The organism is Maribacter sp. BPC-D8 (genome assembly GCF_035207705.1).
In the GTDB taxonomy this organism is placed as follows: domain Bacteria; phylum Bacteroidota; class Bacteroidia; order Flavobacteriales; family Flavobacteriaceae; genus Maribacter.
The window spans coordinates 1506741-1525573 of sequence record NZ_CP128187.1 but is presented as its reverse complement, the minus strand read 5'-3'; the positions used below and the strand labels follow the sequence as shown (position 1 = coordinate 1525573).

Here is an 18833-nt window from a genome sequence, read left to right as displayed (position 1 = left end):
ACATTTTAGATTTATATCTATTGTAAAAAATCTGCCTAGAAACAGCAAATTTGCTCAACTTAGCACATGCAATGCAATAGGGGATTTCGAAAGTTGTTTCGCCGAAATTTTAAATCTATAAAAAGACTTCAGTGCAAATTTGCTAGAGTAGTACATTATTTGATGTGTATTTAATACTACATCTAAAATATAATCTCAATTACTAAATTACGTTTAAATACCCCTTTACGGGGTTTGTGCTGAGAGCTAATTTATTAGTTTAGATTTTAATAATACTAATTCAAAAAAGCAGTTTAATCTCCTCTAATACTACTGTGTGTGCTTTTCGGCATCAGTAATACAAGTATAAATGCAACTATTTGAATACCTATGATGATCAACGCTATAATTTGAGTATTATATGCTATGGTTGAATTCTGTTTTGTGTTCTTACGATTAATATCAATTTCAGATTTTAATAGTTCTTTTTCAAAGTCATTGATATCTGTTCTTGATTCTATTTTTCGCTTTTCAAATGCGGCATAATGGTCGTTCTTATTTGATGGAATATCAAGTAGGTCTAATTTATCTATTATTAGCCAACCAGAAATAACTGTTGTAATCAGTAATAAGGCAAGTACTATTTTTTTCTTCATTTTGTGCTATTTCGGTCAAAATTTGAGCTCAATTTTATTATTTAATTAAACTGGTACTTGGTTAAGATTGGTTTAGTTTTTTATTTTGAAGGCTAAGTTTATTCGCGGCATTATAAACTTACACGGACTTTTTTGTTTAGCCCTATAGCCTGCAATATGTTTTAATCGGTGTTGAGCGCTTGAGTTTTTATTTTTTGCTCAATTTTATTCAATATGCTTGATTCAAATTCCTTTTTTGCTTTCGAGTTTTTCCACCACCAAAAATGTTCATTCGCATCAATCCAATTTCCTCGGTCAGTTTTGTTTTTATAACCTGAAAAATAAAATGTTGTCGCTTCTTTATTCTTCGGTCTGGTCAACGCATGAATGATCTGGTTTTTGTTGGCATCTGAACATCACACCAATCTTTAGTCGCTTGACCTGAATTAAACCCAACGCCCAGTCTTATACAGTTTAGAGGCTATAAATGCACCAATTAAGAGACCAATCCAAGCAAATAGTATCGCCAAAATGCCTGTAGACCATTCTCCTAAACCTGTATTAACAGTTGCTATCCAAAATATGCCGATAGTTGCCCAAGCTGTTACTGTTGCACTTATAAAAATAGCCTTAGTAGTGTTGCCAAAAGCTTTAGCACAAAGCCAAAAAATGAAAACCAATATAATGGTTAACAGTGTATCCCATAAGGTCCAGATAACCATATTTTCAAGTTCCATTTGCCCTATTACCATTTTACCCTCAAAAAAGGATTGCATTCTAGGGAATACTAATAAAACAGCACGTAAAACTTCTGAAACATGTATCCAAATACTGGTTATTAGTGTGATTATAGCAAACTGTTTTAAACTAAAATTGGTTTTCATTTTTATCTTTTTATTTATTTAATATTTTTTTATACCAATCTACAATACCTTCCCCAATTTCGTGTGGATGTGATTCTTGTAGATAATGCTTTCCTTCACCTAAATCTACTGCAGTAACATTTTTCCATGTTTCAGCTATATGTTCTCCTAATTTTCGGTTAATTATGAGTCCTGGTTCTGCATAAAAGAGCAACTTAGGAACGTCTGAATTTTTGTGGTATTCATTATATGAATTAACAATGTCAGTGGTGAATTTTGGAACACCATCAAACGAAATTTGACCTGGCCACATAAACAGTGGTTTACGGCTCTTTTCTTCCAAATAAGGAGCTCGGTAATGGTCCATTTCTTCTTTAGTTAATTCTCTGCCTGCCATCATAGGTAGCATAGCTTCAATAAAGAAGTTGTTTTTAACGATCATTTCATGTCCTTCTACAGGGTCACGAAATTTTTTGAATAGTGTTTCAGTCTCTTTAGTCGTATTTTTCCAATAAGAAACTTGAACCATAGCTTCAAAAAACACTATTCCTTTTACATTTCCTCTATGCTGATTGGCATAATTGAAACCTAAACCAGAACCCCAATCTTGTATTACTAGAATGACGTTTTTTAGCCCTAACTTTTCAACAAATGCATCTAAATAAGCAATGTGATCTTTTAATGTGTAGTCTATATCTGGCTTGTCAGATTTGCCCATTCCAATAAGATCTGGAACAACTACACGACCTAACGGACTTACATACGGAATAATATTACGCCATAAATAACTGGATGTAGGATTACCGTGTATTAGTAAAAAAGTATGTTCTGAATTTTTATCTCCTTCATCTACATAATGCATTTTAGAATCTAATACTTCTTGAAATTTAGACTCAAAAGGAAACGCTGCTGATATCTGCTTTTTGTTTGTCATATTTTTTTACTTTTTAAATTTTTAAATTGAACTTTTGCGGTTTAAAACTCTTCCCACTTTTCTAATTTCCTTCAGTTTTTCTCGTTTAGTTTTATCCCATTTTTCCGTACCTGCACTATATCCATAAGCACAAATTTTAGTTGCATTTTTAAATAGAAATGCTTCCTGCTCTTTAGGGTATATATTTCCTATTTCTCTAAGCGTCCAACCTACTCCTTTCTCCACATAATACGCTTTGTCAGAAATTAAAGGTGCTACCAAATCTATAAGTACATGAAAAGGTAAATAGTGCTTTCTATGTGCGCTATAATAAAGTAAACCTACTATACTTTGCCTTCTATGCCATGGGTTTTTAGAAGTATTCCATTTTTTATACGTTGGCAAAATTAGTGCTGCATCATATTCTACTAATTGCGCATATATTTTTGAAATACTATCACTAGTTTCCCAACGATTAATTTTGTCTTGCCATACTTTAATCGTTGACCAAGAGACAAGCATTTCTTCTTTGTTTTTAATATGCTCCTCCAAGAAATACAAACAAAACATTTCTGCTCTATACACTTTTGTGTTCGTCCAGATATAATTCCATATCTCTAGTTGTTCACTAAAAGTTAAAAGGCTAAAACTAAAGCCGGCATTAAAAGCTTTCCTTTGTAAAGGAACGGTTTCACCTGCTTTAGAAGTGATTGTTTCTATTTCTTGAAGATAGTTTTGCATTTCTGTTCTAAAAATTTTGAACTGTTGGGCGAATTATTAATTCATTAACTTAAAGATTCTCTAATAGATTCCTTTCCACTAAATAACTCATATGTTTTGCCTTTTGTAGAGTTATTTTCTAGACAATACGTAATTACATTAGCGACATCTTCTCTTGGAATGACTAACTCTTTAAAATTATCAGATCTATTAGTTCTAATTAAACCCGTTCCTTTTTCATTGATTAAACTACCAGGTTGTAAAATCGTATACGCTAAACCACTTTCTAATAAATAATAATCGGCAAAATACTTCGCTACTAAATATGGTTTTAAGTCAGATACAAACTCGTTAGGATCACCAGCACCCAGACCACTAACCATAATAAAATGCTGTATATCATTTTTTATAGCATAATCAACAGCCTTTTTGGCTGCCCATAGATCTATTAAAAGTGTTTTATCGTAACCTGTATTACCTCCAGAACCAGCACTAAATACTACTTTATCGCAATCTTTAAAAGCGTGTTCAAAATCGTTTTCAAGGTCTCCAACTACAATTTCTGCACCTAGTTTTTTAAGTTCTTGCCCTTTCTGTTCATTACGAACCAAGGCAACTACAGAATTTTCTTCTTGGAGCAATTTTTCAACAAGCATTTTGCCTATTTGCCCACTTGCTCCTATAACTAATGTTTTTTTCATTCTTTTTTCCTTTATTGTATTTACTTCGATTTCGAGGCATTCAAACGACGGTACCAATCAGAAATAGCTCGCCCAATCGCAAAGGGATGGTCTTCCTGAACAAAGTGCAAGCCATTACCAATGTATACAGTTTCTATATTCTGAGCTCGCTCTGTCCAGTAATCAGCGACTGCAGGCGTACTCATTATTCCAGGGGTCGCGTAGAGGAATAACCAAGGAGTATCTGTTTTCTCTAACCAAGCATTGTACTCAGAGATATATTTAGCCGTTGTTGCCGGTTTACCACCTACAGGTACTTCTAGTGGCCATTGCATTACAGCGGTACGTGATTCAATTGTCTTGTAGGGTTCACGATAAACATCGTGAATTTCTTTTTTAAGCGGTCTATCAATCATTTCAGGGATTTCATATTCTACAACCATATTGTCATCTAACAGAAATTTCTTACCCTCTTCCGTCGTTTGGATCATACGAAAGTAGTCTCCCATTACTTTTGACATAGAATCATAGCTTTCCGCAGGCTGCATTGGTGCAAGCACGGCATCCATAGTAACAATACCTTTGATATTATCTGGATTTAGGTGTGCATAATGAAGACCTAAACCAGATCCCCAGTCATGTACAACAAGGGTGATATTCTTTAAGTTCATTTTTTTTATAAAAGCATTGAGGTATTTGTACTGATCATCAAAAGTATATTTTAGATCAGGCTTGTCTGATTTACCCATACCGATTAAATCCGGCGCGATTATGCGTCCTTGATTTTCAACGTGTGGCATAATATTACGCCAGACATAAGAAGACATCGGGGTACCATGAATGAAAAGAATCGGATCACCTTTTCCTTCATCGATATATGCCATTTTTGAACCAAAAATATCCAGATAATTATATTCATATTTATTTTTCGCAGAAATCTCAAGCGGAGGGATTTTGTATCCTTCGTATGGGTTTAGTTCTTGAGCACTTATAAATGTTGTCGAGCCCATTATCAGGGTAGCTGCTAAGATAACTGGAGCTTTTTGAATAAGTTTCAACATAGATGTTCGCAAATTAGTTTTGTATAAATTAGTTACAATTTTTTTCATAATTTTTCCTTTATTAGTTTAAAATTCCTGTACTGTAGGACGAATTACCAACTCATTAATATCTACATCATCAGGTTGCTCAATAGCATAAGCCACTGCTTTAGCAATAGAAATAGCAGGAATAGCATCTTTATATACTTGTTGTACAAACTGAGAAGTAGCCTCGTCTGAGCTTCCTAGTTGTAATTCAGAATCTATAAGACCTGGTGTAAGTATGGTGGTTCTAATGTCCTTACCTACTTCTTTTCGTAAGCCTTCACTAATAGCTCTTACGGCAAATTTAGTCCCACTATATACTGCTCCACCTGGGCTCACATTTAATCCGGCTACGGAAGCAAGATTTATAAAATGACCTGATTTTTGTTTCTGAAATTCTGGTAATGCTGCAGCAATTCCGTATAACACCCCTTTGATATTTACGTCAATCATGCTGTCCCATTCGTCTACTTTAAGTGCAGCTAATGGTGCTAATGGCATAATGCCTGCATTATTTATCATTACATCTATTTTACCAAAACTGTCAATTGCCTTTTTAACTAATGCCTTTACCTCATTAGCTTTGGTAACGTCTGTTTTTAAAACTTCAATTGCTCCTCCGCTTTTTCTTATTTCATCAGCAATTACTTCTAATTTATTTAGTCTACGAGCACCTAAAACTATTTTGGCTCCTTTTTCTGCTAAAAAACGTGCTGTAGCTTCTCCTAATCCACTACTTCCTCCTGTAATTACTACTACTTTACCTTCTATATTATTTTTCATCGTATTTGATTTTAAGTTTTTATTAATTTGTTTTTCCTACTATTAATTTTGAAAATGGTGTTCCAGTAACTTTTACACTACCAATTATGAAAACAATTGCTAATACTAAATCCATTCCCGTAGTGTATATCATTTCTTGTGGCACATCCCCAACCGTTGTGGCATAGGATACTAGAAATACGTTAAATAAGCGCACAAAACCATTCCAAAGGATTATGGGTGCTCTTGTGTTTACTTCTTGTATCGCCCAAATTAGTGATGCTCCCGCGAAGATTATAAAAGCACCTGCTACCGAATTGGTTATTAAGGCTTCGCCCGTTTTACTAGAGATTGCTTGTACAATCATCATAATACCTATTGGGAAGTTTAAGATACCTGCTATTAGAACTATTGTTTTAAATATTTTATTCATTTTGATTGGTTTAATTTTTTGCTAATTTATTTACCTGTTCATTTTCTAAAAACTTGTTCTCGGTTCCAAAAAGAACGCTTTTAATCATAGCGAGACCAACGTTGACACTTGTGGTGTTATTTTTCTTTTTTTCTAAAAGTCCAAAAAACGGACGAGCGATAAAATAGAATGCATTTACCCACGCGGTCTTGGATTTCACGCCTTTCAAAGGAAGAATTAATTGAAGTCGAAACATATAAGCATCTTTAAAGCCCATATTCAAAATCATATTCTCGGTTTTCCCTTTCACTCGAGCCCACATCAATTTTCCTTTTTCGGTACTATCAGTTCCTTCACCAGAAACATAGTTAAATACCATTTCAGGATTTATAGTATAAAGCGTTTTAGCTAATTCTTCCGTTATTCCGTAGGTAAAACGATGATATTCTTCCTCTTTCTTTCCAATAGAAGAAACGCCCATGCAATGAAAACAAGCATCATACCCTTTTAATTCTTCCTTAATGGAACTAAAATTGAAAAAATCTTTATGAATTACTTCTTTCAATTTTGGATGCTGCATATGCAAAGAGCTTCGGTTTATGACCAATACTTCTTCAACATTTGGAGATTCTAAACATTCTATTAAAACGCCTCGTCCTACCATACCCGTGGTTCCTGTTATAATTACTTTCATACTTCGTTTTTTCTTTTTTGAATCTCTAAAGAGGCTTCAGCCCAAACCACAAATTGATTTGCGTCTTCAATAATTTTAACAGGAACCTCATAAAAAGAAGCGACCACACTGTTACTTTTAAAAAGTTTTAAAGTCTCTGAACCAGCTTCTAAATACTTGTTTTTATTGGAGTCGTCAACTTTAAAATAAATAGTTTCTTTGGCGATTATACCGAACATTAAACCGTCTGCATACAAGCCAATACAACCAAACATTCGTTTTGTTAGTATAGGTTTCCAATTTGATAATTGGTCCAAAATAAAGTCTACATAATCGGTTGAAGTAGCCATTTAATCTAGTTTATATTTTTCATCATTCTCCTCAATGAAAAAACAAAACTCTCTGGGCTATCTTCTTGTGTAAAATGACCAGCTTCTGGTAACAATTGCACTGGTGCTTTAGGGAAAATAACACGCCATTTATCTTGAATCTCTTTAGAAGCAACAACGTCATCTTTTAATCCGAAAATAAGTTCAACGGGTTTGTCTTGAAGTGTATTTAGCTTGCTTTCTAAATCTTCTAACCAATCTGATGCCAATGTAATTTGCTTTGGAAAAATAGCTGTTCCTATTCTAGATGCTTTAGTAGGGAAAGGCATCGCATAGGCATCTGTTATAGCTTTATTGCTGCTAGATTTTTTATTTAAAGAACTTTGCATTAATGTGGTTGCGAAATAGTTATCGTTTAAAACTTTCGCTTCCATTTCTGGTGTTCTCATAGCCATAGAGAAATCGACCATTTTACCTTCTGCTTTCCAAGCCCAAGTATTACTAATAACAACACCGATAACTTTATCTGGATTACTTGTAGCAACAGATAAGCCTGTAGGACCTCCCCAATCTTGAACAACGATAATAAATTTGTCCAACTTTAAATGGTCAAAAAGAAGTGCTTTAATCCATTCTACATGCTCTTGTGGTGTAAAACCATAGTTTTCTGGCGTGTCTGAAAAACCAAATCCTGGTAAATCATAAGCTATTACTCTAGCTTCACCTGAAAGTTCTTTAATAATATTTCTATTTAAAAAAGACCAATCTGGGTTACCGTGAGATAATACAATAGGTATCCCTTCGCCTTCATCTATATAATGCATAGAAACGCCATCTTTTTCAAACCAATTACTTTTAAAAGGATACTCGCCCTTATCGACTATAAATGGTCTTTCTTTCTTGTTGGTAATATCCTTATTATATACTTCCTTTTCTTGTGCTTGCATATTGTTTCCCATTAATAATACAATTGTTAATGTAAGTAGTACTGTTTTTCCTAAGTTGTTCTTTGTTTTCATGTGTTCTATATTTATTTCTAATCAATTGATTAGTTTTAAGGTAAAAAAAATGTTATAAGTTATTAAATGTCATTTCTATATAATCTTCTATGGCTGTATTGTCTTTTACTTTTGTTGCTAAGCCTAAACCACCAATAGCCAAATCAAGGTAATTTAATTGTCTTTTTATAGTGTCGTTATCTTTTGTAGTATTGAATTCAAGATTCTTCTTAAATAAAGCCTTTAACTGTTCTGCGTAATTTGAAATAAGAGCACCAACTTCTTTATCTACCTCAAGACCAAATTCAGACATTGTATTGATCATTAAACAGCCTCTTTTGTACTCATTTTGGTTTGAAAATTCTGCAAATGCATAAAAGAAGTTCTTAATACTCTCAATACCATTAGAATTCTCTTCAAAGGTTTTTAATAATTGCTGTAGCTTAGTTCTGTACAATTTTAAACTTTCTAAAAACAGATTTTGCTTATTACCAAAACTAGCATTTATAGAAAATTGATTGATACCCATTTCTTTGGATAACATACGTAAAGACGTGCTTTTATAACCATTCTGCCAAAATACGCCCATAGCACTTTCTATTACTTCTGCTTCATTATATTGTTTTTCTCTAGGCATAAAACTAAATTAGAGTACAAAACTAATCGATTGATTAGAAACAAAAAAAATATTAACAATTATTTAGTAATACTCGGTAAAATTAGTATAATTATGGTTGTATTAGGGTTGGTTTTTTGCTAATGAAATACAACGGTTTTATATAAGAATATGGGCTGATTTGTATGCGAAAAATGTTTAAAGCAAACGCAGACATTCCTACCATAAAACGACATTTGATAAGTACTAAACCGCAATTAATTTGATACGGGGTTGAGTGCTTGTCTATTAATTTTATTCTCAATTTTATTCAATATTCTTGATTCAAATTCCTTCTTTGCTTTTGAGTTTTTCCACCACCAAAAATATTCATTCGCATCAATCCAATTTCCGCTGTCAGTTTTGTTTTTATATCCTGAAAAATAAAATGTTGTCGTTTCTTTATCTTTCGGTCTGGTCAACGCGTGAATGATCTGGTTTTTATCTTTATACTCAAAATAGATAGAGAACCAGTGTCCTTTTTTATGATCAGTGAAACTATTGGTTTTTAAATTTTCTTCGACTTTTACCTGATTTATAATTTCGATAAGGGTTTCTTCAGAAATATTCAATTCATATGTTTCAGCCTTTCCATAACTACCAGGTGAAATAGACCAACCTATGTAATAAAATAAAAATGCGAAGACTAAGATTCCGATTATAATTAATGAATATTTTCTTTTCATTTTTTTCTAAATATTAATTAAGGAATTCGATTTTTTAATGAAGTAACACTAATATTATAATGTCAGTAGAGGATGAAATGAGCTAATTTTCACCTTATGCGGACTTTCGTAATTAAGCTCGTATTCTTACAGATTCGAATTCGTCGTAATTGCAATTATATAGCTTCTTTATTTTTGCTATTGGCTATTTTGTAATCCTTCGTTTCATCTTTTAATAAACTCTTCAGACCAAGCATCCCAGCCAATCGTAGTCAAAGGTCAGATGGTAATTTTTAACGGAGTTATGGCTTAATTTATTAGTATGCTCTCACATTAGTCGGTTACTTAACCTTTCTTATTTTTTATTCATTGTTAGCTAAAGCTTTCTCTTAAGGCTATGTTTTTTCAATTAATTGGTTATCATATTTTGGTTCTATCCATTTTTTATAAATAAAAAATTCTATTAGAGGTAGACTGATTATAATGAGTAATAAAATTAACTGAGACAAAATCAAAGATTTATACTGACTGTATAGTAAAGAATCAAACCATATCATTAGTTTATCTTTTACTGCTAGTTCAATATCCTTATACCCTATATCTAATAATAAATCCATACCGGCACTAAATTCATCATATGACAATGATTCGTTGATGTCAACATGAGCTTTTGCTCCAGCAGCATTAAGCATACCATAGACCGCTATTTTGTAAATAGCATCTCCATGCGTATCAATTAGAAAGGTAGCCAATTTGTTTTTATTATCATCGATAACTGAGTATCCAGAATTATATTCAGTTGTTGTTTTCTTTAATGATTCTACCAAAGCGTTTGAACCACTTTTTACCTCTATTGCAGACTCCTGCAATTCAACTATAAAATCATTTTTGCTTTTTTCCGATTCAAAAGATAGTTGAAGAACATTATTATAAATACTAGATACTATAGTCTCATTTTCTTTATTTATTACTTTGTAAGTACCTGTAATGAAACCGGCATACCCGAAAACAAATAGAAATCCGAATATGAGTGTAGGTATGTATAGTTTTACTGCCCAATTGTAATACTTTGGTTTTCTCTTTAAAACTTTTTTCTTATTCAGAATAACAATGTAGACTACTGATATTATAAGCCCAACAATTAAAAAAATAATGGTGGTAGAAATTAAGGTCCATGAGTGAGGTAGAACAATATCTTTAATAACACTCCAAATTACACCCCAGTCTATTTTATCAAAATTATCCATTTAGGTAAATTGTTTATTATGGTATTTTAAACGAAAATACTCGAACATTTATTTTACTATTAATGTTTTGCGAGTTTTGTTTTTAATGTCGATCCAAGATAATGTATATAGAAATTTGCGTGGTAGAGTGCCAGAATTTCTCGAAGGGGATTTAGAAGTTGGTAAACGATGCAACTAGAATTGGTTAAACCTAACCAACAATTTTCATATACTGTGTTATAGATTGTGTTTAGTTGCCTTAGAACACGCGATTTAATTATCGCTATGAAGTATATTCAATTATACGAGAATGACCTTCGTGTAGCTAGTAGAAGCAATAGGTCATATAACTTGTAGAGCATAGTTTCTTATTCAGATGTTATGTATTCTATTCTTAAATAATCTCGCAAACTTGGATCAACAAATTTTCTCTCTCCCGTTCGTTTATCATGTATTTCGTTAAAATCGTGATTTTTGAAAAATGGAGTATTGAATAGCTTATGTATGTTAAAGCCAAAAAAATCTAATTTGCCAATTAGATGAATAAACTCATACTGGTCGGTCAATTTTTGTTTTCTGATGATATAATTTCCGATGGAGTTAAATAAAGAGGAGTACCCAATGCAATTCGCTTTTTTTAATTCAGATACCAAATTCGGATTACTCGAAACTTTATTAAAAGTAAATTTTAGTTTTTCGCTCGTAATTTTATTACTCAGTTTTATAATTTCTTCAATACTCAATGTTTTGTTTTCCGTTTGAACATTAATTTCCTTAATCAGATTTTGATCAGTCAACGTTATATTATTTCTAATTCCAACTTTTGAATAATTGACTAATGTTCTATACAAAAATCCACGAAAGAGAAGTAACAGAATTGTTATTATTAAAATGTACTTCGTGATTTTTTTTAAAATTCTCATAGGAGCACATGTTGTAGCCTATGCCTAAATTAGAAGATAGTGCCAAGGGTGACAAGAGCCTTGGTTTGATGATTTACGAAACGCCGTATACGAGACCCGTACGTACGGTGGTGTGAGGGGTGCACTCCGTCATTTGATGGCGGAGCTATCCACTCGATTACGACCTGTTACTTATTAGGTATTTTGAAAGTATGCGTAAGCAAGAAAGTTCAAATATTTGAGCTTTTAGTTTATCTTCTTCCAACTCACTTACACTTCTGTTATTGTTAAAATCATTACCATGAGCAATTGCATGTCTTCTTTGGTTTATTTCATCTAGAAAATCTTCCCAAAGTGTTCTTCCGTGAGATTTTAATACTTCTAGATTACAGTTATCAAGGTGGGGAGTATAAGGGAAATTTTTAATTTCCAAAGGTATAAGTTCTCTCAATTCCCTTAGTATAATTTCAAGTTCATTCTTTGAACTAGAAAATACCTCGTCGTATTTAGATTCATTTAAACAGTGAAATATATCTTTAATTCCTAAATTCCTATATACCGTATTGATTAAGTTAGGGCTTGGGTTTTTGTTTTTAGAAACGAAGAATGGTTGATGTTCAAGATCGCAATTTATCTCATTAAACTTTTCAATCAATTTATTTAATTGATTACTATGTTGCTTATTATTTAATCCGTCAACTATTGGTATGTATTTTTGGCTATAGGTTCGTTTTATAGCAATAGGTAATTCATTGAAGGATATGCTTCTATTTAGGTCATTAATTACTGACCTGAGCATGCTTTTAGTAAAACCTTCAAGCTGCGCAGTTATTAAAACGGAAGCCGAACGACATAAAATATTATGAAATTGAGCATCTGTTTCCTGAAATTCATAAGCTTTTTCAATTAACAAATCAATTTCGTGCCATTTATTTTCTAACTCACAAGTATATGCGTAGAGAAAAGAATCCATTATTTCAAAATTTCTGAGACAAGATCTATTCTAGTTGTGATTTTTTTTGCATCATTAACACTTCCCTCAATTGACGCAAAATAATCCTCATTATGGAAAAGCTCTTGAAAACTTACAGAAGAACCTTTATCACTTTTAATATTTAAGAAAACCGCAACGACTAATGAATCGAACACTGCTGCATTAAAGTTGGACATTAACTTTAATCCACCATCAACTGAACGATATTTTTGAAATGGCATATTTCCAAATTTATCTTTTATTTTATCGAATACTTCTATAAAAGACTTTTCCATACCTTCTAAGGTAGCTTCATCAAAACCATTGAATTCGTCCATCTTAGCAGTGAGAAATTTTTTGAATTGCCCTTTGTATTCTTTATATCCGTTATTATAAGTTAGAGCAAAAAATCTTAAAACTAATTCCTCATCTTCCATCTTTTTTACCTTAAAAGAATCAGGCTCTAAATTACATAACTTAGTAAAGTTAGCATTTTTTGAAAGTTTTTTAATTAGCGTTTTGAAAGGACCACGACAAGTAGCATTTCTTAGTTCTTGAGCTTCTAATTTAACAGAACCGCTATTCAGTCTTTCAAAAATATCGTATTTAACTTGTGTGTCAATTGTTGAATCTATTCGTAAGCATTTTACACTTCTTTCTTCTAATCTTCTTATGAGAAAAGGAGGTAATTCGCTGTATTTTAAGCCATTTAATTCGGTTAACACTTCCATGCCCTCCAAAGCATATTTGTTTTTAAAAAAACTATAAATAGCTGTTAACCTTTGTTGCCCATCTATGACAGAATATCTAGCTATATCATCTTCAACTTCTTCATCAACGTCAATATCTTGCGAGATATATACTATAGGAATTGGTATATTGAGTATAAGACTTTCGATTAAGCGAGAAGAAAAACCGTCAGACCATCTATGTTTTCTTTGGTATTCTGGGTTTAATTTTATAACATTTTTTTGAATTTTTTTTACTAAAGTTTCTAAATCATATTCAATGTTCTGAGTACGCACTGTTCTTTCCTTGGCTTTCTTTTGAATGTCGCTCAGGCTATCTTTTAAATCCATCTTAGTTAATCTTATTCTTATTATAATAAAGATACATTTTAAATATAAACTATTATAATTATTATATTGTGTAGTGCTTATGTCACGTCCTAAAATACGGCTACAGATTAATATTATTTTTAAGCGGCATATTGATGCACGTAATTTGGTGTTTTATAATCTAAAGATAAATGCAATCTTTTAGAGTTGTATAATTTGATTGCATTTTTGGCTGCTTTTTTAGCATGTACAACGCTTGTAAAAGTCTGGTCAAGATAGAATTCATCTTTTAGAATACCGTTGACCCTTTCGGCTAGGGCGTTTTCATAGCAATGGTTTTCTTCTGTCATACTAATTTCTATTTTCTTTCTTTTTAGTATTTGGGTATAGACGTTACTACAATATTGAATACCTCTGTCGGAGTGATGAATAAGGCTGTCAATGTTCTTAGCATTGTAAATAGCCTTATTTAAAGCTCTGACACAACCTTTTAGTTCAAGGCTATCACTCAGGTCGTATCCAACGATTTTACGGGAGTACATGTCCGTAATCAATGCCAGGTAACAGAATCCTTTTATGGTTCTGATATAGGTAATATCGGATGCCCAAACCTGATTAGGCCTATTGATCTTCAAGTCTTTTATAATGTTATTATACTTGTAGAATCTGTGATATGAATTGGTAGTTCTACAGGAGTATCTCTTTCTTCTTATGAGCAAATTGTTTTCTCTTAAGATACGGAATAGCCGGTCTCTGCCTACTTTGATGTCATACTTGTGGAACTCATCTTTTAATGACCTCATGAGTTTTCTGGTGCCTTCTCTGGGCAGTGTTCTTCTACTTTGCCGAACAAGTTCGATTATATCCTGTTCTATCTGTTTTTTGATTAAAAACCTTTTTTGGTATTTGTAATAGGCATCTCTTTTCAAATCAAAAGCATTGCAGATAGTACCAATGGATAACAGTCTTTCATTACGGTTTATCGGTGCTACTTTCATTAAGGCTTTATGTTTAAGTTTTTTTTTAATTCCTCAACATCTCTATAACCTAGATTCTCAGCAGCTACCTCGAGATAGCTATCGGTCACCAATTTGTCCAGGTCTTTTTTAATAAGAAGGTCCTTAAGTTGCTTTAGCTCTTTTTGCAGGGCTTTGATACGGGAAAGTTCATCGTCTGTTTGCACGGTTACACGGGTGTTCATTAGATCTTTACGATCGTACTTTTTTATCCATACGTTTATAGTACTGGATTGTATACCGTAAGTTAATGCAATTTGTCTTTTGGAATGGTTTCCTTTGGTTAGTTCTGCCAATACCTTGAGCTTAAAGCTCTCACTATAGCGTTTTACATATCCATCATTTTTATACATATACTTGAAGTGTTTTGTATACATATTTCAGGACGGGTCAATGTTACTGCCAACGCTCGAGCTATAAGTAGTGCGGGAGCAGAGAAGCAATTCCCATACCGCCACAACGCTTAGCAAAAGCTTTTTGTTTTAATTTATTTTTTCTGTCTAAAGTAAAATCCCAAAGATTTTGCGACCTCATAAAAATACGCAAACCATTCGATTTAGCACCTAAGCCCGTATTGTTTATAGGTTGTGTGTGTGCCCAGTATGGGCATCTTTACCTTACAGCAATATAAGGATTTATTTAGAGGGTGTAAGTCCCTTATGCGCTGGAGTAACGTCTGGAAGCATTAGTAAGTCGCAAGGGTGGTAACTGCGAAGTTACATCTGAAGAAAGCGAGACTACAAAACTCGGTACTGACGAACAGGAACCGTATACAGAGGCATATTTACTTGGGTAAGCAAGCACATCATTGTAACGCCCTAAGAACACTAAAAGGGTAGATATGTAGATACGGCAGGGATCGAGCGAAAGAAGATGTTCTTACCTGGGGAGGTCTCCAAAGCTACGTGTAGCTATATGGAGAAGTCAGCAGAGGTCATAGTACTTACAGGAAACGAGCTAGGGAAACACCCTAGAGGTCTCATGAGTAAGGAAGGACTGAACGTTAAATCACGTCTAGATTCGTATAGGAATCCGTTAATTGGATAGCCTATACCTAGAAGGACAAGAACAGTACGAAATGATAGCAAAAGTAGTAGCAGCTAGAATCTTGAGCGACGCCTGTAAAAAGGTGGTCGGCAATAAAGGTTCAGCAGGAATAGATGGAATGACCGTACAAGAGCTAAAGGCATTTATAGATGCCCACCGCTCAAAAGTGGTACACCAACTTATTTCCAAAAGCTACAGGTCACAAGCTATCAAAGGGGTAGCGATACCCAAGGCGAACGGTAAGACCAGATTACTGGGAGTACCAACGGTAGTGGATAGATGGCTTCAACAAGCGGTAAGCCAACAACTAGTGATTCATTTCGAACTCGATTTCGAATCAGAGAGTTACGGTTTCCGCCCAAGAAAGAACCTTCAACAGGCAGTATTAAAAAGTCAAGAGTACATCAATGATGGCTACCAAGACTTAGTAGATATCGACCTTAAAAGTTTCTTTGATGAAGTTCAACACTATAAACTACTTCAGCTTATTTATAACAAGGTTAAATGTCCGACCACCTTATGGCTGATCCGCAAATGGTTACGAGCGCCTATTTTAAAGAATGGGCAACTGTGTAAGCGCAGAAAAGGATTACCACAAGGCAGCCCATTAAGTCCGTTATTGTCTAACATCATGTTAGACCAATTGGACAAACATCTAAAAGTACGAGGGTTCAGGTTCATTCGCTATGCCGATGATTTCAGTATTTACACAAAATCAAAAGCAGCGGCACGAGCGATAGGGAATGAGGTTTATCTGTTTTTAAAGGAGAAACTGGATTTACCTGTCAACCGAGCAAAGAGTGGTATTCGTAGACCCTCTACGTTCAAGGTGTTGGGTTATAGGTTTACGCCAGTCTATAAGAAAGGCGTAAAGGGGAAGTATCAGTTAATAGTAAGTGAATCGGCTTGGCAAACACTCAAACGCAAGCTCAGGTACCTTACCAAGAAAACGCTACCATTTTCATTAGCAGAAAGGCTACAACGCTTAAAACTCATCTATAGAGGGTGGTTGAACAATTTCCGATTGGGAAATATAGAGACCAAACTTAAAAAGCTGGATGAATGGTTACGTAACCGACTACGCTACTGCATATGGCACGATTGGAAGAAACCAGAGCGTAAGCGCAAGAATCTCATTGGCTTAGGCATAAAACAGGGACAAGCGTATGCTTGGAGTAGAACAAGAATGGGAGGCTGGGCAGTAGCTCAAAGCCCTATACTCAGAACTACTATTACTGAAAAGCGCTTAAGAAAAAGAGGTTATGAAAGTATGCTAACGTACTACCACGTTGTAAAGTTCTGATATAACGAACCGCCGTGTACGAGACCCGTACGCACGGTGGTGTGAGAGGCGCAGTCCGTTCCTAACTAGGGGCGGACCCGTCTACTCGATTGGCAGTAGTTTTATTTACCTACAGGATCCCCAAAATACATTAATTCCCAAACCGCTTTGTTACTGGTGTGCTTCTCTATTAATTTACCTGATTTGTAAACTCTTATTTCTGCTTTTCCAGTAAATCTAAAATATGCAGGATCAATACTAGTAAGCATTTTTGCAAGTTTGAATTTAAGCCCATTACCGACTGATGCCGAAATTAAATCTACTTCAACAATAGTTTTTTCTCTAAAAAGTGAATATTCATACCTGTATTCAGTTTGAGGATCATTATAAACAAAAATTAAATCGTCACTTACATCTTTTTTTAATGTTGGATGCTCCTTACCATAAGTTCTATATAGAGTTACTAATTCACCATCATCAACAACTGTTTCGCCATCCTTAGAAATATTAAAAGTAATTATATTGTCATTATTAAATTCTTTTTCTGATATCATTTCTGAAGCAATTACGTTATAAGGACCAATTTCAGCTCTTGACCAATACCAATGGTTAAAAATTTTCATCATAGAGAAATTTCCCCAATTATGGTCATGGTAGGCAGAACCAACTGTTTTTGTTGTTACACCTTTGTAATCATATTCAATTTCCATTTCACCTTGAGGTACAGGTACTACCCAATTGAATTCTTTGCTTTCGTCAGCACCAAATACCATATGTCCTGTTTTTGGTCTCCAGCTTTGCGTAGTTCTTTTTATTACGGCTGTTAAGTTTATATCTTCATTTTCAATATGAATTTTGTATTCCTTTAGGTTTCCTTCTGCATAACTATTACCCATCTTAACATTACACGAATCTTTTGAAGCGAAAAAATCTTCTGGGTCACAGTAAATTTTTTCTGATATTTTACTACCATCAGCTTTATCTATACTAACCGTCAAGTATGGATTAAAAGGTTTTTTTATGTCGGTCATGAACTTGGTGTAAAACGTCATTACAACAGTACTCCCATCATGCAAATGAGCATCAAAATACCACCATTCATAGCTTCCTTTATCTCCGGATGTTCTCATTCCGTCTTCCCATTTTTCAGGAATATTACCTTCTATTAAGTTTCTTTTGTTATAGTCATTGCTAATTTTTGCTAAGTTCTGACTGAATAAAAAAGTAGAAAAAAGAAGTGTTATAAGTGTAAGGCTGATTTTATTTTTCATTTTAATTTGAGTTAAATTGTGATCTATAGTTTTTGTAAAGCACAAAAATAAATGTAATTTATTTGAGTTTGATGAAACTAATTTCATGTTTCAACTAGTACGTTTTATTTTACTTAACCATTGGGGTGTAACTCCCATAAATTCTGCTATATACTTTGAGGGAACATTTTTAGTAATTGGACCGTGTTCTTCTAGGAGGTAATCGTATAATTTATCTTTGGGAAGACCTATTAATTTAGACTTTATTTGATTTATAAAAATGAGAGCTTCTATAATATGCGTATTACAAAATTTATCAAAAGATTTATGTTTCAAACTTAATTTTTCTATTGTATTTCTATGAAATTCAATTACTTGGGAATTTTTAAATGCTTTTATTTGCGTATCAGAAGGTTTCTTTGAAAAATAACTTTCTGGTTGCGTCATAAATGGATGATAATTGTCAATATGGAACGAAGTTGTTCTAAATTTTGATTTATTATCATCAAAATACTGACTTATAAATCCACCTTTGATTACTATATAGATATATTTACTATGTTCTCCAACATTAAGAATATTTTCGTTTTTTTTGATTTCAATTTGTTTACCATTCAAATTTATCTCTTGAATTAAATCTTCTGATAGACCGTATTTAATAGCATATTTTATAAGGTTTTTCATTTTTTTTAATTACTGCCAACAATTGT

General features: G+C 33.3%; 23 protein-coding genes. 2 read left to right on the top strand and 21 right to left on the bottom strand.

The window, feature by feature from the left end; all coding sequences use genetic code 11:
- Positions 1–293: 293 nt before the first annotated feature.
- The 19 genes from QSV08_RS06980 to QSV08_RS06890 all read right to left on the bottom strand — a co-directional run bounded on the left by QSV08_RS06980 (position 294) and on the right by QSV08_RS06890 (position 14921).
- Entirely contained in the window at positions 294–635 is a 342-nt protein-coding gene (locus QSV08_RS06980) for a hypothetical protein (RefSeq protein WP_324027683.1), read from the bottom strand.
- A 425-nt stretch (positions 636–1060) separates the two neighbouring features.
- On the bottom strand, positions 1061–1498 hold the full coding sequence (locus tag QSV08_RS06975) for a hypothetical protein (protein WP_324027682.1): 438 nt from the start codon (positions 1496–1498) through the stop codon (positions 1061–1063).
- A 10-nt stretch (positions 1499–1508) separates the two neighbouring features.
- On the bottom strand, positions 1509–2411 hold the full coding sequence (locus tag QSV08_RS06970) for a haloalkane dehalogenase (RefSeq protein ID WP_324027681.1): 903 nt from the start codon (positions 2409–2411) through the stop codon (positions 1509–1511).
- Positions 2412–2432: 21 nt separating this feature from the next.
- Positions 2433–3131, bottom strand: a complete 699-nt coding sequence (locus QSV08_RS06965) for a DNA alkylation repair protein (protein WP_324027680.1) — start codon at positions 3129–3131, stop codon at positions 2433–2435.
- A 44-nt stretch (positions 3132–3175) separates the two neighbouring features.
- Complete coding sequence (locus QSV08_RS06960; RefSeq protein ID WP_324027679.1) at positions 3176–3811, bottom strand: SDR family oxidoreductase; 636 nt, start codon at positions 3809–3811, stop codon at positions 3176–3178.
- A gap of 20 nt (positions 3812–3831) precedes the next feature.
- Positions 3832–4899: a haloalkane dehalogenase gene (locus QSV08_RS06955; protein WP_324027678.1), complete on the bottom strand. Its 1068-nt coding sequence runs from the start codon at positions 4897–4899 to the stop codon at positions 3832–3834.
- Between the two features lie 18 nt (positions 4900–4917).
- Positions 4918–5658 carry an SDR family oxidoreductase gene (locus QSV08_RS06950; protein WP_324027677.1) on the bottom strand — a complete coding sequence of 247 codons (741 nt, stop codon included), beginning with the start codon at positions 5656–5658 and terminating at the stop codon, positions 4918–4920.
- Between the two features lie 22 nt (positions 5659–5680).
- A complete protein-coding gene (locus QSV08_RS06945) occupies positions 5681–6070 on the bottom strand; it encodes a hypothetical protein (protein ID WP_324027676.1) in 390 nt (129 codons plus the stop codon).
- 10 nt (positions 6071–6080) lie between these two features.
- Positions 6081–6743 (bottom strand): NAD-dependent epimerase/dehydratase family protein, encoded by a 663-nt coding sequence (locus tag QSV08_RS06940; RefSeq protein ID WP_324027675.1) that lies wholly within the window; start codon positions 6741–6743, stop codon positions 6081–6083.
- Positions 6740–7072, bottom strand: coding sequence for a TfoX/Sxy family protein (locus QSV08_RS06935; RefSeq protein ID WP_324027674.1), 333 nt, complete (start codon positions 7070–7072; stop codon positions 6740–6742). Before QSV08_RS06935 ends, QSV08_RS06940 begins: the two co-directional genes overlap by 4 nt.
- A 5-nt stretch (positions 7073–7077) precedes the next feature.
- Positions 7078–8070 carry an alpha/beta fold hydrolase gene (locus tag QSV08_RS06930; protein ID WP_324027673.1) on the bottom strand — a complete coding sequence of 331 codons (993 nt, stop codon included), beginning with the start codon at positions 8068–8070 and terminating at the stop codon, positions 7078–7080.
- A gap of 52 nt (positions 8071–8122) precedes the next feature.
- A complete protein-coding gene (locus QSV08_RS06925) occupies positions 8123–8686 on the bottom strand; it encodes a TetR/AcrR family transcriptional regulator (protein WP_324027672.1) in 564 nt (187 codons plus the stop codon).
- A gap of 236 nt (positions 8687–8922) precedes the next feature.
- The gene (locus QSV08_RS06920; RefSeq protein ID WP_324027671.1) at positions 8923–9390 is read right to left on the bottom strand and encodes a hypothetical protein; all 468 of its coding nucleotides are present in this window, start codon (positions 9388–9390) and stop codon (positions 8923–8925) included.
- Positions 9391–9764: 374 nt separating this feature from the next.
- Positions 9765–10616: a hypothetical protein gene (locus tag QSV08_RS06915; RefSeq protein WP_324027670.1), complete on the bottom strand. Its 852-nt coding sequence runs from the start codon at positions 10614–10616 to the stop codon at positions 9765–9767.
- Positions 10617–10963: 347 nt separating this feature from the next.
- Positions 10964–11392, bottom strand: a complete 429-nt coding sequence (locus tag QSV08_RS06910) for a hypothetical protein (RefSeq protein WP_324027669.1) — start codon at positions 11390–11392, stop codon at positions 10964–10966.
- A 283-nt stretch (positions 11393–11675) separates the two neighbouring features.
- Complete coding sequence (locus QSV08_RS06905) at positions 11676–12470, bottom strand: HEPN domain-containing protein (protein WP_324027668.1); 795 nt, start codon at positions 12468–12470, stop codon at positions 11676–11678.
- Positions 12470–13549, bottom strand: a complete 1080-nt coding sequence (locus QSV08_RS06900; RefSeq protein WP_324027667.1) for a DUF262 domain-containing protein — start codon at positions 13547–13549, stop codon at positions 12470–12472. The genes QSV08_RS06905 and QSV08_RS06900 overlap by 1 nt, the downstream gene beginning before the upstream one ends.
- Before the next feature lie 119 nt (positions 13550–13668).
- The gene (locus QSV08_RS06895) at positions 13669–14526 is read right to left on the bottom strand and encodes an IS3 family transposase (protein ID WP_324023650.1); all 858 of its coding nucleotides are present in this window, start codon (positions 14524–14526) and stop codon (positions 13669–13671) included.
- The gene (locus tag QSV08_RS06890; protein WP_226989911.1) at positions 14526–14921 is read right to left on the bottom strand and encodes a transposase; all 396 of its coding nucleotides are present in this window, start codon (positions 14919–14921) and stop codon (positions 14526–14528) included. Before QSV08_RS06890 ends, QSV08_RS06895 begins: the two co-directional genes overlap by 1 nt.
- Before the next feature lie 538 nt (positions 14922–15459).
- Between QSV08_RS06890 and QSV08_RS06885 the strand changes: the two genes are divergently transcribed.
- Both QSV08_RS06885 and ltrA read left to right on the top strand, forming a co-directional pair.
- Positions 15460–15591: a hypothetical protein gene (locus tag QSV08_RS06885; RefSeq protein ID WP_324027666.1), complete on the top strand. Its 132-nt coding sequence runs from the start codon at positions 15460–15462 to the stop codon at positions 15589–15591.
- Positions 15592–15622: 31 nt separating this feature from the next.
- Positions 15623–16894 carry a group II intron reverse transcriptase/maturase gene (gene ltrA, locus QSV08_RS06880; RefSeq protein WP_324027665.1) on the top strand — a complete coding sequence of 424 codons (1272 nt, stop codon included), beginning with the start codon at positions 15623–15625 and terminating at the stop codon, positions 16892–16894.
- 101 nt (positions 16895–16995) lie between these two features.
- On the opposite strand, the gene QSV08_RS06875 is transcribed toward ltrA, so the two are convergent.
- Both QSV08_RS06875 and QSV08_RS06870 read right to left on the bottom strand, forming a co-directional pair.
- The gene (locus QSV08_RS06875) at positions 16996–18144 is read right to left on the bottom strand and encodes a hypothetical protein (protein WP_055436619.1); all 1149 of its coding nucleotides are present in this window, start codon (positions 18142–18144) and stop codon (positions 16996–16998) included.
- A gap of 90 nt (positions 18145–18234) precedes the next feature.
- The gene (locus tag QSV08_RS06870) at positions 18235–18807 is read right to left on the bottom strand and encodes a Crp/Fnr family transcriptional regulator (RefSeq protein WP_055436620.1); all 573 of its coding nucleotides are present in this window, start codon (positions 18805–18807) and stop codon (positions 18235–18237) included.
- Between the last annotated feature and the right edge of the window lie 26 nt (positions 18808–18833).